This is a genomic window from Vibrio sp. H11 (assembly GCF_004804295.1).
Lineage (GTDB): Bacteria > Pseudomonadota > Gammaproteobacteria > Enterobacterales > Vibrionaceae > Vibrio > Vibrio ostreae.
The window spans coordinates 121235-136977 of the sequence record NZ_SSHN01000008.1 but is presented as its reverse complement, the minus strand read 5'-3'; the positions used below and the strand labels follow the sequence as shown (position 1 = coordinate 136977).

The following is a 15743-nucleotide window of genomic DNA, read 5'->3' as shown; positions in this document are numbered from 1 at the left end:
CCCCTTGCTGAAAATTATGCGTCTTCGCCAAACCAACAAATGTTGCGAGCCGCCATAATTAATTCGCCCGCACGTTCTTCGGTCAGGCCGTCAATACCTTCAAGGTCATCAATACCCTGATCGGCCAGATCTTCCAGTGTTACCACACCTTTAGCTGCCAGTTTGAACGCTAATTCACGTTCCAGACCTTCCAGTGCCAGCAGATCTTCTGCCGGCTCAAGACCGTCGTACGACTCTTCTTGTGTCAGTGCGATAGTCGTCAGTGACTCTTTCGCACGGCTGCGCAGCTCTTCAACCAGATCTTCATCCAGGCCGTCGATTTCCAGCAGCTCATTAACCGGTACGTAAGCGATTTCTTCTAGTGTAGAGAAACCTTCTTCAACCAGCATTTCGGCAAAGTCCTGCTCAATATCCAGATACTTCATAAAGTTCTCGATAGAAGCCATGGACTCTTCCTGGTGTTTCTTCTGCAGGTCAGCCACTGTCATTACGTTCAGTTCCCAGCCAGTCAGCTGAGAAGCCAGACGTACGTTCTGACCGTTACGGCCGATAGCCTGTGCCAGGTTGTCTGCTTCAACGGCGATATCCATTGAGTGCGCATCTTCATCAACGATGATAGAAGCCACATCAGCAGGCGCCATAGCGTTGATCACGAATTGCGCCGGGTTATCATCCCAAAGCACGATATCGATACGCTCGCCGCCCAATTCGCCAGAAACAGCCTGAACACGTGCACCACGCATACCCACACACGCACCCACAGGGTCGATACGCTTGTCATTGGTTTTCACGGCAATCTTGGCACGTGAACCCGGATCGCGTGCTGCACCTTTCAGTTCAATCAGCTCTTCGCCGATTTCTGGTACTTCAACACGGAACAGCTCAGCCAGCATTTCTGGCTTAGAACGGGTAATAAACAGCTGGAAGCCACGCGCTTCTGGTGCCACTTTGTAAAGCAGACCACGCACGCGGTCGCCTGGGCGGAAGTTTTCACGTGGCAGTTGGTCTTCACGTAGAATGACCGCTTCCGCGTTGTTACCCAGATCCATAATAACAGTGTCGCGGTTGACTTTCTTAACCACGCCTGTAATCAGCTCACCTTCGTTGTCGATGAACTGTTCTACAATTTGTGCACGTTCAGCTTCACGTACTTTCTGTACGATAACCTGTTTGGCAGTTTGAGTGGTGATACGGTCAAAGGTCACAGACTCAATCTGATCTTCAATGAAATCACCCAGCTCGACAGATTCGTCGTCGTATTGCGCCGCTTCCAGAGAAATCTCTTTGGTTGGAGTTTCGACTTCGTCAACCACTAACCAGCGACGGAAAGTTTCGAATTCACCGGTTTTACGGTCGATGGCAACGCGCACGTCAATCTCGATTTCGTATTTTTTCTTTGTTGACGTCGCAAGAGCAATTTCAAGCGCTTCAAAAATACGCTCACGAGGTACCGCTTTCTCGTTAGAAACCGCTTCAACAACCGCTAAAATTTCTTTACTCATTGTTATAGCCTCTTAAGCCTTTTTCTCTAGGAGAACTAAAATTTAGGGATCAGGTTAGCTTTCGCAATGTTGCTCAGCGCAAAGTGTTCTTCTTGCCCGTCAACTTTGACATTAATGGTCTCACCATCGGCGCCCAGGATTTCTCCTTTCCACTTACGACGGTTACCCACTGCCATTTTCAATACGATGCTGACCTCGTGGCCTTTAAATTGCTCGTAATGTGCTGCGGTAAAGAGTGGTCTTTCTAAACCTGGTGAAGAAACTTCAAGGTTGTAAACCACTGAAATCGGATCTTCCACATCCAGCACGGCACTCACTTGACGACTCACTTCTGCGCAGTCATCAACGGTAATACCGTTCTCGTGATCAATATAGATACGTAACGTTGAGTGCTGTCCTGCACGAACAAATTCTAATCCAACTAACTCATAACCTGATGCAACAACTGGAGCTTCAAGCATTTCAGTAAGTTGTCTTTCTAAACCAGTCATTTAAACCACTCCAGAAACAAAAAAAGGGCATAGAGCCCAATTTAAATTCCAAGCAAGTATCTGAATTTCATCTTGGAGAAATTCAGATAACAAAAAACCCCGAAAGTCGGGGTTTTTTGTTGCTGGACCCTGATAAATTGAGAATTGCTTCTCAACTGCAGTGAGGTTCGCACTGCCAAACTTGCTGCATTAACCTGTCGTTTCAAACAAACTGAGCAGGAAAATGGTTGCGGGGGCCGGATTTGAACCGACGACCTTCGGGTTATGAGCCCGACGAGCTACCAAGCTGCTCCACCCCGCGTCCGACTTGTAGCAATTATACGCGCTACATAGTGATTTACAAGTTTGTAAATATGGTGCCGAGAGAGGGACTCGAACCCTCACACCTAGGGCGCTAGCACCTCATGCTAGTGTGTCTACCAATTTCACCATCTCGGCATAACCTGAGGCTTATCTTCGTCGATAAGCTTAGTGAGGAATCTCGTCGCCGCCTTCGGCCGGAGTTTCACTCACTGTATTATCAGCTGGCTGCTGCTGAATCACCTGACCTTGCGACGGGTCAACCCATTGTGATTCGACTTTGTGCGTAGACATATTGCCCAGCACTAGGCTGATAATAAAAAATACGGTTGCAAAAATTGCAGTCATTCGGGTTAGGAAGTTACCTGAGCCGCTCGCGCCAAACACAGTGTTTGATGCACCAGCACCGAAAGAGGCTCCCATATCTGCGCCTTTACCTTGTTGAATCAACACCAGGCCAATGATACCAACCGCTGCCAACAGGTAAATCACAAGTAGAACTGTAAACATTACTTCCACCTATGTTCCAAATTGTTGAGCCAGCGCCGTTCAATCATTCGCTTGAACAAGGCTAGCGACCTCCTCATCAGAGGCGGACGCCATACTAACCAATGCAAGTTAGGCTGACAAGTGGAATTTGCGAAAAAAGCGCACTTTATGAATCAAACGGTCAAAAAAGGGCCAAAGCACAAATTCCACCAAATTGGCCTGAATTCCTGTCCATTTTCAATGCACTAGTCATCCGGGCTCAAGCCGATCAGCAATTCACTTTCACCGCCTCGGCAATACGCAGAGCCGAAGCTTTCACCAGAGCGGCGTCTTCACCTTCAACCATGACCCGAATCAAAGGTTCTGTACCTGATTTACGCAGTAACACCCGGCCTTTATCACCCAGTTCCGCCTCCACCTGCTTGACCGAAGCCAGCACAACTTCTGCTTCAAGCGGGTTAGTGTCACCACTGAAGCGCACGTTTTCCAGGACTTGCGGGTACAATGTCATGCCCTGCGCCAGCTCATTCAGGCTCATGTCACTGCCGACCACCGAAGCCAGCACCTGCAGTGCAGCAACAATAGCATCACCTGTGGTCACTTTATCCAGCAAAATGATATGACCCGAGTTTTCAGCGCCAATCAACCAACCTTTTTCAAGCAGTTTCTCCATCACGTAACGGTCACCGACCGCCGCACGCACAAATGGGATACCGAGCTGTTTGAGACCGTTTTCCATCCCCAGATTTGTCATCAGGGTACCGACCACACCACCTTTTAGTTCACCACGGCGCAGTGCATCACGGGCAATGATGTAAGCAATCTGGTCACCATCGACCTTGTTGCCCAGTTCATCCACCATGATCAGGCGATCACCGTCACCATCGAACGCCAGCCCCAGATGAGCTTTTTCGTCCAGCACGCGCTGCTGCAACGCACGTACATCAGTCGCTCCCACTTGGTCGTTGATGTTAAGACCATCCGGTTCAACCCCCATGGCGATGACGTCAGCACCCAGCTCACGGAATACGCTTGGTGCAATGTGATAGGTTGCACCGTGGGCACAGTCGACGACAATTTTTAATCCCGCCAGGCTCAGCTTGGTCGGGAAAGTGCTTTTACAGAACTCGATATAACGGCCGGCAGCATCCACCAGGCGCGATGCTTTGCCGAGCTCAACAGATTCGACACATTCAATCGCTTTATCGAGTTCAGCTTCAATCGCCAGCTCAACTTCATCCGGCAGCTTGGTGCCTTGGGATGAGAAGAACTTGATGCCGTTATCATAATACGGGTTATGCGAGGCAGAAATCACAATGCCAGCTTCTGCGCGGAACGTCTGAGTCAGATAAGCCACTGCCGGGGTCGGCATCGGACCGGTTAAAATGGCTTTTAAGCCTGCCGCTGCCAGGCCGGCTTCGAGCGCCGACTCCAGCATATAACCGGAGATACGGGTATCTTTACCGATAATGACCTTTTTGGTGCCTTGTTGTGCTAGCACACGACCGGCGGCCCAGCCCAGTTTTAACACAAAATCCGGAGTAATCGGGTATTGGCCAACTTTGCCACGTACGCCATCCGTACCAAAGTAACGTCTTGTTTCAGACATAATAAATCCTTTGTTGCTATACTCAGCGGTTGCTATTCATCGCGTTGATAATGGTCATGGCTTCCAGCGTTTCCTCCACGTCATGGACTCGGATGATGTGCGCCCCTTTCAGGGCGGCTATCGAAGCACAAGTGACACTGCCAACCACACACTGGGCAGGCTTTTTATCAAGCAATTTAAAAATCATAGATTTGCGTGACATCCCCGCCAGGATAGGCAGGCCGAAACGGTGGAACTGTTCCAAATGCGCCAGCAGATGATAATTGTGTTCAACCGATTTACCAAAGCCAAATCCGGGGTCGAGGATGATGTTGTCGCGCTGAATACCGGCGGCTTCACACGCCGCCATACGTTCAACCAGGAACTGTTCGACTTCCTGCATCAGATCATCGTATTGCGGATCCTGCTGCATGGTCTTCGGCTGGCCTTTCATGTGCATGATACATACCGGCACATTTGCCTCAGCCGCGACTTGTAAAGCGCCCGGCTCCGTCAGGGAACGGATATCGTTGATCAAATCAGCACCAGCCGCGACCGATTGGCGCATTACCTCGGCCTTACTGGTATCGACTGAAATCCACACTTGCGGAAATTTAGCGCGGATTGCCGCGACGATAGGAATAACACGTTGCAGTTCATCTTCCAGGGTCACTTCCGGTGCTCCCGGACGGGTGGATTCGCCACCGATGTCAATGATAGTGACGCCCGCCGCAATCATTTTCTCAGCGCGTTCCATCGCCGTCTCCAGCGTGGTATAGCTGCCCCCGTCGGAAAAAGAGTCCGGAGTGGTATTGAGAATGCCCATCACATGCGGGCGGTCAAGTTCCAGTTGTTTGGTTGCGGTTTGTATTTTCATAAATCACTATCAACTAATCTTACATCAAACACAAAATCAGACGTTTCACTAGGCGCTGCCCGTACCGCCTGATTAAGCACACGGCATCTGCAGCCAAAAGCGCTGCGACACGGAAGGCGTTGGTTGTCACGCTTTGTAGCATAAAAAACGTCGATTTAGGAAACAGAAAACCCCGAGCAAGTCGGGGTTTTGTTTTAATAGAGGAGTTATTCTGCGTCTTTTTTATCTGCAGACTGATCTGAGCCTTGCTCTTCTGTGCCTGGCTGAGACTCTTGCGCAACAGGTTCGGCTTTCGCCGGCGCTTCTTCCTGCGCAGGCTGACTGCGGTCACCCCAACCAGCTGGTTCACGAATGTCACTCTTACGTGCCATCAGATCATCAATCTGGCCTGCATCAATGGTTTCATATTTCATCAGTGCATCTTTCATTGCATGCATGATGTCTATATTTTCAACCAGAATTTTACGCGCGCGCTCGTAGTTACGATCGATCAGCTTGCGCACTTCATCATCGATAAGTTTGGCGGTGTCATCAGACATATGCTTGGTCTGCGTAACACTACGCCCCAGGAACACTTCACCTTCGTCTTCTGCATACAGCATAGGACCCAGTTTTTCCGAGAAGCCCCACTGAGTCACCATCTTACGGGCGATGTCGGTGGCACGCTCGATATCATTCGACGCGCCGGTCGATACTTTATCGACACCGTAAATCAGCTCTTCAGCCAGACGACCACCGTACAGACTGGAGATCATCGATTCAAGATGTTGCTTCGACATACTGATGCGATCTTGCTCCGGCAGATACATGGTCACACCCAATGCACGGCCACGCGGAATAATCGACACTTTATAAACCGGATCGTGCTCAGGTACCATGCGCCCAACAATAGCGTGACCCGCTTCGTGATACGCGGTTGATTCCTTGACCTCTTCCGACATCACCATGGAACGTCGCTCGGCACCCATCATGATTTTGTCTTTCGCCAGTTCAAACTCAACCATAGACACATTACGTTTGTTACCACGGGCAGCAAACAGAGCAGCCTCGTTGACCAGGTTAGCCAGATCTGCACCTGAGAAACCCGGCGTACCGCGTGCAATCAGGGATGGCTCAACATCACCGGCTAGAGGAACTTTACGCATGTGTACTTTCAGAATTTGTTCACGGCCGCGCACATCCGGCAGACCCACCACAACCTGGCGGTCAAAACGACCAGGACGCAGCAGCGCAGGGTCGAGTACATCCGGACGGTTGGTTGCGGCGATAACGATGATCCCTTCGTTACCTTCAAAACCATCCATTTCCACCAGCATCTGGTTCAGAGTTTGCTCACGTTCATCGTGACCACCACCCACACCAGCACCACGCTGGCGACCGACAGCATCGATTTCATCAATAAAGATGATACATGGCGCCGCTTTTTTGGCTTGCTCGAACATGTCACGGACACGGGATGCCCCTACACCAACGAACATTTCCACAAAATCAGAGCCGGAAATCGTAAAGAACGGAACTTTCGCTTCACCAGCAATCGCTTTAGCCAGCAAGGTTTTACCGGTACCCGGAGGACCCACCATCAATACGCCGGTTGGAATTTTACCACCCAACTTCTGGAAGCGGCTCGGATCACGCAGATAATCCACCAGCTCTTTAACATCTTCTTTCGCTTCATCACAGCCAGCCACATCACCGAAGGTGGTTTTGATCTGCTCTTCGCTCATCATGCGGGCTTTACTCTTACCAAAGGACATAGCGCCTTTGCCGCCGCCGCCCTGCATCTGACGCATGAAGAAAATCCACACACCGATTAGCAGAATCATTGGGAACCAGGAGATGAAGATAGTGCCAAGCAGGCTTTGCTCTTCCGGAGGCGTACCCTGAACTTTTACGTTCTGGTTAATCAGGTCATCAAGCAGCTTCTGGTCATACACTGGCATGTAAGTGACATAACGTGTACTACCACCACGACGGGTAAAGGTAATTTCGCTGTCCTTAAACTGCGCTTCCTGAATCTGACCTTGGCCAACTTCCTGTACAAATGTGGTGTAATCGACTGATCTGCCGTTACTGTCGCCCGGGCCAAAGCTCTGGAAAACAGACATTAATACGACAGCAATCACAAGCCACAGAATTAAATTTTTTGCCATATCACTCAAGGTGTAAGCCTCGCGATAACTAGTTGTAATTAAAGGTAGGGTACTACAGTTTTCTGGCTGTAGCCATAGTGTTAACTTTCGCCAGCCTGGGTTAAATCGTTAACCTTTGTAACCGGTAGCGACGATATACACTTCGCGGGAACGTGCCCTTGAAGAATCAGGTTTACGGATTTTGACCGCTTTGAACAGACTGCGTACATCTTTAACATACTGGTCAAAACCTTCGCCCTGAAACACTTTGACCACAAAACTACCATTAGGTGCAAGAACTTGTCGACACATATCTAATGCTAATTCGACCAGATACATAGCGCGTGGCTGATCAACGGACTGGTTTCCGGCCATGTTAGGCGCCATGTCAGACATTACTACGTCAACCATGTCCGGTTGGATCCGCTCCAGTAGTGCATCCAGTACCGACTCTTCCCGGAAGTCGCCCTGCAAAAAGGCCACACCGGCAATCGAGTCCATCGGCAGAATGTCACAGGCGATCACCTGCCCTTCCTCGCCAACGATACCAGCGGCATACTGTGACCAGCCTCCCGGAGCCGCGCCGAGGTCAACCACGGTCATCCCAGACTGTAACAGTTTGTCTTTATTCTGAATCTCTTCAATTTTGAAGATAGCACGAGAACGGTAACCTTTCTTCTTGGCTTCATTAACGTATTTATCGTCAAAATGTTCTTTCAACCAGCGGCCTGAGCTCGCCGAATGCTTCTGTTTACTCATTCGATTCCTAACTAAGCAGCCTCTATCTGAGAAAGTATGGTAGAAAATATAGTCTTCCATGATAGATGGCGTTAAAATGTCGTTTTTCAACCCTAATATTAAAGAAAATTGGGCGCGTAATGAACCTAAGCAACAAACAAAAACAGCATCTCAAAGCCTTAGCACACAACCTTAAGCCGGTTGTGCTGATGGGTGGTAACGGACTGACTGAAGCTGTTTTGGCGGAAATCGAAATTGCGCTTGATCACCACGAACTGATCAAAGTGAAAGTGGTATCGGAAGATCGCGAGACAAAACATCTGATTGTGGATGCTATTGTTCGTGAAACCGGAGCAGAAAAAGTACAGGTTATTGGTAAAGTACTGGTTCTTTTCCGTCCTTCTGAGCAACGTAAAATCGAACTACCACGTAAGTAATTTCGTTACTTAAGATTACAAAAAGGTCGCATGATGCGACCTTTTTGCTTTTTAAACTCAGTAATTTGAACCGCTTACACGTAATCTACGCGATCGATTTCAAATACTTTCTCGCCGCCCGGGGTCACGATGGTAACTTCATCACCTTCCATCTTACCGATCAGGCCACGCGCAATCGGAGAGCTCACCGAGATACGGCCAGCTTTAATATCCGCTTCGTCTTCACCAACGATCTGGTAGGTTTTCTCTGCATCCGTATCGACATCAATCAGAGTCACGGTCGAACCAAAAATGATTTTACCGCTGTTATCCATTTTAGTGACATCAATCACCTGAGCAACAGACAACTTAAACTCGATATCACGGATCTGCGCTTCACAGATGCCCTGCTCTTCACGAGCGGCATGATATTCAGCATTTTCTTTCAGATCGCCCAGTTCACGAGCTTCTGCAATTGCTTCAGAAATCTTCGGACGCAGTTTCAGCAATCTATCCAGTTCATCACGCAGCAGCTGAGCGCCACGTACAGTCATTGGAACTTTTTCCATTTTATACCTCTATGCCATAGATATGCCCAAAGACATCATTGTCACTGCCAGACAGCCTTTACGCCTCAATCCGTGCATAGCTGTGCCCTGATTAAGGATAGTATTATTCAATCAAAAGGCCTGTCCTGTAACTTCAAATAAGAAGGGCATTCTTTGGACAATACAAAACTACCCAACCCGTATCACTGGATTAGGTAGTACTCGATGAATTCGTTGCATTTAGTGTAAACAAACATGCGGGCGAAATCATCCAAATTCAAGTGTCGGTTAGAGAAATTGCGATTAGGCACCAAACCTGTTGCATGGCGTGATCCCCTGCACACTTCTCCGGTTTAGAAAATCGCCTAAAACAGCTAAAAACTTATAAAGATGCCCGTCTTACCATGATGTGCAATTAAGTATAAAAATAGACAAAAATCATTTAAAATCATAATCTTGATTTTTTACCAATTTAAATAAAACACTGTTCATAAGCGGGATTTATATCATTTTACTAACTCATTAAGGAACTTTGAGGGTAAAACTAACCTCACGATTTCTAACGTATTGAATTACCCGGACAACGCTCAGATTCGGAATCAGTAATGCTAGGGATTAAACGCACACGGGCAGCATCGTGATGCGACACTAATAATGATTTATGGACAGTAAATTAGGACTTAATAAAATGAAAAAGACTCTGATTGCACTTGCAGTGTCAACTGTAGCTATCGCTTCAGGCGCTCAAGCAGCTGAACTTTACAACCAGGATGGTACTTCTCTGGACATCGGTGGCCGCGTTGAAGGTCGTCTGTCTATGCAAGACGGCAAGGCCGACGATGTATCACGCGTACGTGTACACATCGCGGGTAAAACGGCGATCAATGACAGCCTGTACGGCCTGGGTTTCTACGAAGCTGAGCTGAAAACTAACGACAACGGTGGCGACTTCGATACAGAAAGCGACGGTACTGATATCGCAACTCGTCTGGCTTACGCCGGTCTGGGTGGTAACTTCGGTCTGGTTTCTTACGGTAAAACCGAAGGTTCACTGGGTGTAATCACAGACTTTACCGATATCTTCTCTGGTATCGCAGGTAACACAGCAGCAGACAAACTGAAAGTTGCTGACCGCACTGACAACATGCTGGCATACAAAGGTCAGTTTGACGATCTGGCACTGCGTGGTTCTTACCGCTTTGCTGACCGCACAGAAGGTACTGACGGTTCTTACGATGACAATGATGCTGACGGTTACTCACTGTCTGCTATCTACGCTTTCGGTGATTCAGGTTTCACTGCCGGTGCCGGTTACGCTGAGCAAGACCGCGCTGACGAGTACATGCTGGCAGCCTCTTACACCATCGCTGATTTCTACTTCGCGGGTGTTTACACTGACGGTAACAAACAAAACGATGCTCGTCAGAAATACGACTACACAGGCTACGAGCTGGCAGCCGCGTACACTCTGGGTCAGACCGTGTTCACTGCAGCGTACAACAACGCAGAAAACGAAAACGAAACTTCAGTTGATAACCTGGCGTTTGAAACCGCGTACTTCTTCAAACCAAACTTCCGCGCTTGGGTTTCTTACAACTTCAACATGATCGACGAAGGCGACACGACTGCACCTGGCACCACTGCATCAAAAGCTGATTCAGAAGACGAAGTTGGCCTGGGTCTGCGTTACGACTTCTAATTTTGACAATAACCGGTCAATCTACCAACGCCTGCTGACTAGCAGGCGTTTTTTTATCCCGCTATACTCACCCCATCACTTGCTCAGCCATCAAGTACCATGTATTTTTCTCATTGCGCCAGACGGTTAGTCAGCCTGCTATGTGCCTCTCTGCTGATGCCGGCCGTAATGGCCACTCCTGCAGCCACTGACCTGCTTCCTTCGGGAGCCCGGACCGGGTTACTGATCCAACCTTTATCGGCATCGCAGCCGCGTTTAGTCCAGCAGACCGGCGACTATTTCCCGCCGGCCAGCACTCTGAAAGTGGTCACCGCACTGGCGGCGCTACTTGAGCTGGGGCCTGATTTTCGCTTTGAGACCGAACTGCGCAGCAGCCGCGCGGGCACGGCAGTGATCTTCTCCGGCGACCCGACCCTGAGCAGCGAAGACTTAACGCAACTGCTGACCCAGTTACGTGATAAACAGGGCAAAGACATCGATGGTGATCTATGGCTGGATAACAGCGCCTTTAACGGCTACGAGCGCGCAGTCGGCTGGCCCTGGGATATTACCGGGGTCTGCTACAGCGCGCCGGCCAGTGCCATGAACCTGGACGGAAACTGCATTCAGGCTTCTATCTATACTCAGGCAGACGGCGCAACCCGGGTGTTCGTCCCCAAACACTATCCGGTACAGGTCACGACCAATGCTCGCAGCGTCAGCAAGGTGCAGCAGAAAAGTGAGCATTGCGATCTGGAACTGAATGCCGGGATGGATAATGCCTACCATCTGTCCGGCTGTCTGGCGCAGCGTAAGCAGCCTATGCCACTCAAGTTTGCCGTGCAGAACACTGAGCTCTACCTAAAACGTCGTGTTTACGCCCTGCTCAATCAGCTCGGCATCACTCTGCATGGTGAAATTCGTATCGGTAGTCTGCCACAAGATGCGCCGAGTCAGCAGGTGGCCATCCATCGCTCGGCACCACTGGCGGAGCTGCTGGACAAGATGCTGAAAAAATCGGATAACCTGATTGCCGATACTGTGACCAAAACGCTCGGACGACGTTTTTTCCTACAGCCCGGCAGTTTCAGTAACGGTACCGAGGCGATTAAGCAGATTATCTTCAGCCGCACCGGTATTTCTCTGCAGGATGCCCAGCTCGTTGACGGCTCGGGATTATCACGTAACAACCGCATCCGGCTCGACACCATGCGCCAGATCCTGCACTATCTGTGGCAGAATGACGCCAAACTGGGCGTGCTGGCCATGCTGCCGGTTGCCGGAGAAAGCGGGACGCTTAAATACCGCCGCAGTATGCGCAGCGATAACATTCGCGGCCACATTCGTGCCAAAAGCGGTTCACTGTACGGAACCTATAATATGATGGGCTTCGCTCTGAATGATAAAGGTCAGCCTGATACACTGTTTATCCAGTACGTGACTGATTACTTTCCCAACCAACGTGACAGTGACAGCGCTGAAGAGGCGCCGATCACCCGCTTTGAAAATGAGTTTTACCGCGCGCTAATTAATAGCGAGCACAAAACCTCCAATGCGCCGTAATCAGAAAACATTCCGTCACCCGAACATATGCAGTAACCAGAAAATGAGCAGACTAAAACCTGTGCGGATATGCACTTCAGACTCGACAACACGCTGACCGACTCCGATACTGATGAGAATGAAAGCCCCAATCAGGACGAAACAACCCGCATCATGCAGGTTAGCAGGAGGGATTATGCATCAGCCGCGCCCCATGAGTCGCATTAAGCGCAAAGGCTATCATTGCGTCGGTATGACCTGTGTCATTCTCGGTCTTATTGGAGCAACAGTGCCGCTGTTGCCGACAGTACCTTTCCTGCTCTTGGCGCTGTACTGTTTTGGTGTGTCGTCACCCAAATTCCAGAGCTGGCTATTACAGCACAAACAGCTGGGGCCGCTGGCGACACGTCTCTATTATGGTCGCGGCTTTACCCGCACCGAGAAAGTGCAGTCTCTGCTGTTAATCTGGCTTTCAATGGGTTCGGTATGGTACTTCGTGGCTCAGGGCACTCACTGGCAATATGCCATCATCGGGCTGCTGGTGTTTGAAACCTGGTTTATTCTGCGTCTTAAAACTTACCAGCCGGATCCCGATTCCGCCTCTGCGGAACCAGATAATCCGTTATAACCCGGTGATTATCCCCTTTCAACGCAAAAAAGATGCGGCGTGCATATAACCTGCGCATAAAAAAAGCGCCTGAGCGGCGCTTGTTGCTTTTGTGCTACTGGTAGCTTTTTGCTTCACATGTCACGAAACGGCAGCGAAAGCAGCAAAGATTGCCGGTCTCTCGGCTAACCGGTGGTGTACGCGGTTACTTGACGGTGACTCGGGCAAACTTACGTTTACCAACCTGGTACACTGCCGTGCCAGCAGCCGGAATCAGTTTGGCGTCTTCGATTTTCTCGCCGTCCTGTTTCGCAGCACCCTGCTTGATCATACGCAGAGCATCCGACGTCGAACCGACCAGGCCCGCTTCTTTCAGCAGGTTGGCAATCGCGATACCTGCGTCAAATTCAAACTCTGGCATCTCATCCGGCATCGCACCTTTTTGGAAGCGGTTGATGAACTCTTGTTCTGCCGCATCTGCGTCCGCTTCGGTATGGAAACGGGCAATGATCTCTTTCGCCAGCAGGATTTTCACATCACGCGGGTTTTTACCATTCGCTACATCAGCTTTAAACTGCGCCAGCTCTTCCAGTGGACGGAATGACAGCAGCTCGTAGTAGCTCCACATCAGATCATCAGAGATCGACATGATCTTACCAAACATCTCGCTTGGCGCATCAGCCACACCAATATAATTGTTGGCTGACTTAGACATCTTCTTCTCACCGTCCAGACCAACCAGCAGCGGCATCATCAACACCACCTGAGGCTTCTGACCGTTGGCTTTTTGCAGCTCACGTCCCATCAGCAGGTTGAATTTCTGGTCGGTACCACCCAGCTCTACGTCAGTTTCCATCGCCACTGAATCATAACCCTGCAGGAGTGGATACATGAATTCATGAATCGCGATAGGCTGACCATTGTTGTAACGCTTTTTGAAATCATCACGCTCAAGCATACGCGCAACAGTCTGGTTAGCCGCCAGGCGAATCATGCCTTCTGCGCCCAGTTCAGACAGCCATTCAGAGTTAAACTGAATCGTGGTCTTTTGTGGATCGAGGATCTTAAATACCTGCTGCTTGTAAGTCTCTGCGTTACGCAGTACATCTTCACGGGTCAGAGGCGGACGAGTGGTGTTCTTACCAGTCGGGTCACCGACCATACCGGTAAAGTCACCGATCAGGAACGTCACCTGATGGCCCAGATCCTGGAATGCACGCAGTTTGTTGAGGATCACCGTGTGACCAAGGTGAATGTCCGGCGCTGTTGGATCCGCGCCCAGTTTGATACGCAGAGGACGGCCTTCTTTCAATTTGGCAATCAGCTCTTCTTCCGGAATCAGCTCTTCAACACCACGCTTAATCTCAGCTAAAGCGGCTTCAATACTCGCCATTCTTGTTCACTCCCACAGATTTGGCAAAAATTTAATAGTTTGACATATTACTTGAATAGCGATGCATTTTGAAACCAGTTAGACTAACGAACTAGCGTTTTTGTTAATTAATCATTGAACGAACCCGAGTATGCTTGCTATTTTTGCTCGACTTCCATGGATGCACCGGGCACTCATCGCCCTGTTCAGTGCCTTGATCGTCACTGCACTGTTTTTTTTGCCAAATCCGGAAGATCTGAGAGACGATTCAGAACGGCTGCAAGTCGGCCGCCATTACCCATTGGCGATCGACAGCGAAGCCTTGTCGCCTGGCGCGACTATTCTGCCGACCACTTTACTGCGTTGGGAAACCCATGTGGTCAATCCGGGCGAAAGCGCCGCCGTGCTGTTCCAGCGCCTGGGGCTGTCTTCACGTCAACTGTATGCCCTGACCTCCAGCAACGATGAAATCAATAGTCAGTTGTCTCGCCTGCGTCCGGGCGACCGCTTACAATTTGGCTTTGATGAAAATAATGAACTGATTCAGCTCAAGCGACGCATCAGTGCTGAAGAAACTTTCGTGGTCACCAAAACGGAATCCGGTACTGATTACACCTCGAGCTTTGATAAAAAAGAGATTGTTTATCAGTACAACTATTCTCAGGCCGAGATCAGCTCCAACTTCTGGAATGCGGCAGTCGGAGCGGGCCTGACGGCAAACCAGATCATGGAACTGGCCGGAATTTTTGGCTGGGACATCGACTTTGCCCTCGATATTCGTGCCGGCGATACCTTTAAGCTGCTGTTTCAGGAAAAAGTGGTCGAAGGCGAAGTGATTGGACGGGGCAACATTATTGCCGCCATGTTCACCAACCAGGGCACCACTTTCACCGCTATTCTCGATGACAATACCGGTAACTACTACGATGAGACCGGACGGGCGATGAAGAAAGCCTTCCTGCGCTCACCACTTGATTTTCGCCGCGTTTCTTCCAACTTCAACCCACGTCGCCTGCATCCGGTGACCGGTCAGGTTCGTCCACACCGCGGCACCGACTACGCCGCTCCGGTCGGCACACCGATTTGGGCCGCCGGTGATGGTATTGTTGAGAAGTCGAGCTACAACCAGTTCAACGGCAACTATGTGTTTATCCGTCACAGCAACACCTATATCACCAAGTATCTGCACCTGACACGACGTACCGTCAAAACCGGTCAGCGAGTCAAACAGGGTCAGGTCATCGGAACTCTGGGTGGCACCGGCCGGGTTACCGGTCCTCACTTACACTATGAGTTCCTGGTCAATGGCGTGCATAAGAATCCGCGTACCGTTGATTTGCCACAATCCAAATCGCTGAATGGTAAAGCCAAAGAGACCTTTATCGCTAACGCCAAAATTCGCCTCAAAAATTTAAACCGCTATAGTGAGTTGCTGTACGCCAAAAACTAACCACGCTGTACGCTCA

Annotated in this window: 14 protein-coding genes and 2 tRNA genes; 5 read left to right on the top strand and 11 right to left on the bottom strand. The window is 49.9% G+C overall.

Annotated elements, in window-relative coordinates; all coding sequences use genetic code 11:
• Nucleotides 1–14 precede the first annotated feature (14 nt).
• From nusA to rlmE, 9 genes are all read right to left on the bottom strand, one after another.
• The gene (gene nusA / locus E6C74_RS13850) at nucleotides 15–1502 is read right to left on the bottom strand and encodes a transcription termination factor NusA (protein WP_136486193.1); all 1488 of its coding nucleotides are present in this window, start codon (nucleotides 1500–1502) and stop codon (nucleotides 15–17) included.
• A 35-nt stretch (nucleotides 1503–1537) separates the two neighbouring features.
• On the bottom strand, nucleotides 1538–1993 hold the full coding sequence (rimP, locus tag E6C74_RS13845; protein ID WP_136486191.1) for a ribosome maturation factor RimP: 456 nt from the start codon (nucleotides 1991–1993) through the stop codon (nucleotides 1538–1540).
• A gap of 224 nt (nucleotides 1994–2217) precedes the next feature.
• Nucleotides 2218–2294 (bottom strand) — tRNA-Met (locus tag E6C74_RS13840).
• A gap of 53 nt (nucleotides 2295–2347) precedes the next feature.
• Nucleotides 2348–2431 (bottom strand) — tRNA-Leu (locus E6C74_RS13835).
• A 30-nt stretch (nucleotides 2432–2461) separates the two neighbouring features.
• Nucleotides 2462–2803, bottom strand: a complete 342-nt coding sequence (secG, locus tag E6C74_RS13830; RefSeq protein ID WP_136486189.1) for a preprotein translocase subunit SecG — start codon at nucleotides 2801–2803, stop codon at nucleotides 2462–2464.
• 247 nt (nucleotides 2804–3050) lie between these two features.
• Complete coding sequence (gene glmM, locus E6C74_RS13825; protein WP_136486187.1) at nucleotides 3051–4391, bottom strand: phosphoglucosamine mutase; 1341 nt, start codon at nucleotides 4389–4391, stop codon at nucleotides 3051–3053.
• A 22-nt stretch (nucleotides 4392–4413) separates the two neighbouring features.
• Nucleotides 4414–5247, bottom strand: coding sequence for a dihydropteroate synthase (folP, locus tag E6C74_RS13820; protein ID WP_136486185.1), 834 nt, complete (start codon nucleotides 5245–5247; stop codon nucleotides 4414–4416).
• Between the two features lie 206 nt (nucleotides 5248–5453).
• The gene (gene ftsH / locus E6C74_RS13815; RefSeq protein WP_136486182.1) at nucleotides 5454–7406 is read right to left on the bottom strand and encodes an ATP-dependent zinc metalloprotease FtsH; all 1953 of its coding nucleotides are present in this window, start codon (nucleotides 7404–7406) and stop codon (nucleotides 5454–5456) included.
• A 99-nt stretch (nucleotides 7407–7505) separates the two neighbouring features.
• Nucleotides 7506–8135 (bottom strand): 23S rRNA (uridine(2552)-2'-O)-methyltransferase RlmE, encoded by a 630-nt coding sequence (gene rlmE / locus E6C74_RS13810; RefSeq protein ID WP_136486180.1) that lies wholly within the window; start codon nucleotides 8133–8135, stop codon nucleotides 7506–7508.
• Nucleotides 8136–8254: 119 nt separating this feature from the next.
• Here rlmE and yhbY point away from each other — a divergent pair, with 119 nt between their 5' ends.
• Nucleotides 8255–8551 (top strand): ribosome assembly RNA-binding protein YhbY, encoded by a 297-nt coding sequence (gene yhbY, locus E6C74_RS13805; RefSeq protein WP_004728967.1) that lies wholly within the window; start codon nucleotides 8255–8257, stop codon nucleotides 8549–8551.
• A 74-nt stretch (nucleotides 8552–8625) separates the two neighbouring features.
• Here the strand turns inward: yhbY and greA are convergent, their stop codons facing one another.
• Nucleotides 8626–9099, bottom strand: coding sequence for a transcription elongation factor GreA (gene greA, locus E6C74_RS13800; protein ID WP_136486178.1), 474 nt, complete (start codon nucleotides 9097–9099; stop codon nucleotides 8626–8628).
• Between the two features lie 667 nt (nucleotides 9100–9766).
• Between greA and E6C74_RS13795 the strand changes: the two genes are divergently transcribed.
• The 3 genes from E6C74_RS13795 (at nucleotide 9767) to E6C74_RS13785 (ending at nucleotide 12926) form a co-directional block, all read left to right on the top strand.
• A complete protein-coding gene (locus E6C74_RS13795; RefSeq protein ID WP_136486176.1) occupies nucleotides 9767–10777 on the top strand; it encodes a porin in 1011 nt (336 codons plus the stop codon).
• A 99-nt stretch (nucleotides 10778–10876) separates the two neighbouring features.
• Nucleotides 10877–12319, top strand: coding sequence for a serine-type D-Ala-D-Ala carboxypeptidase (gene dacB, locus E6C74_RS13790; RefSeq protein ID WP_136486174.1), 1443 nt, complete (start codon nucleotides 10877–10879; stop codon nucleotides 12317–12319).
• A 175-nt stretch (nucleotides 12320–12494) separates the two neighbouring features.
• Nucleotides 12495–12926 (top strand): YbaN family protein, encoded by a 432-nt coding sequence (locus E6C74_RS13785; RefSeq protein ID WP_136486172.1) that lies wholly within the window; start codon nucleotides 12495–12497, stop codon nucleotides 12924–12926.
• Between the two features lie 184 nt (nucleotides 12927–13110).
• On the opposite strand, the gene tyrS is transcribed toward E6C74_RS13785, so the two are convergent.
• A complete protein-coding gene (gene tyrS / locus E6C74_RS13780) occupies nucleotides 13111–14298 on the bottom strand; it encodes a tyrosine--tRNA ligase (protein WP_136486170.1) in 1188 nt (395 codons plus the stop codon).
• 130 nt (nucleotides 14299–14428) lie between these two features.
• On the opposite strand from tyrS, the gene E6C74_RS13775 reads away from it, so the two are divergent.
• Entirely contained in the window at nucleotides 14429–15727 is a 1299-nt protein-coding gene (locus E6C74_RS13775) for a peptidoglycan DD-metalloendopeptidase family protein (RefSeq protein ID WP_136486168.1), read from the top strand.
• Nucleotides 15728–15743 lie beyond the last annotated feature (16 nt).

Coding starts and splice junctions, on each gene's coding strand:
- nusA (WP_136486193.1), bottom strand. CDS start 1,502: ATGAGTAAAGAAATTTTAGCGGTTGTTGAAGCGGTTTCTAACGAGAAA.
- rimP (WP_136486191.1), bottom strand. CDS start 1,993: ATGACTGGTTTAGAAAGACAACTTACTGAAATGCTTGAAGCTCCAGTT.
- secG (WP_136486189.1), bottom strand. CDS start 2,803: ATGTTTACAGTTCTACTTGTGATTTACCTGTTGGCAGCGGTTGGTATC.
- glmM (WP_136486187.1), bottom strand. CDS start 4,391: ATGTCTGAAACAAGACGTTACTTTGGTACGGATGGCGTACGTGGCAAA.
- folP (WP_136486185.1), bottom strand. CDS start 5,247: ATGAAAATACAAACCGCAACCAAACAACTGGAACTTGACCGCCCGCAT.
- rlmE (WP_136486180.1), bottom strand. CDS start 8,135: ATGAGTAAACAGAAGCATTCGGCGAGCTCAGGCCGCTGGTTGAAAGAA.
- yhbY (WP_004728967.1), top strand. CDS start 8,255: ATGAACCTAAGCAACAAACAAAAACAGCATCTCAAAGCCTTAGCACAC.
- greA (WP_136486178.1), bottom strand. CDS start 9,099: ATGGAAAAAGTTCCAATGACTGTACGTGGCGCTCAGCTGCTGCGTGAT.
- E6C74_RS13795 (WP_136486176.1), top strand. CDS start 9,767: ATGAAAAAGACTCTGATTGCACTTGCAGTGTCAACTGTAGCTATCGCT.
- dacB (WP_136486174.1), top strand. CDS start 10,877: ATGTATTTTTCTCATTGCGCCAGACGGTTAGTCAGCCTGCTATGTGCC.
- E6C74_RS13785 (WP_136486172.1), top strand. CDS start 12,495: ATGCATCAGCCGCGCCCCATGAGTCGCATTAAGCGCAAAGGCTATCAT.
- tyrS (WP_136486170.1), bottom strand. CDS start 14,298: ATGGCGAGTATTGAAGCCGCTTTAGCTGAGATTAAGCGTGGTGTTGAA.
- E6C74_RS13775 (WP_136486168.1), top strand. CDS start 14,429: ATGCTTGCTATTTTTGCTCGACTTCCATGGATGCACCGGGCACTCATC.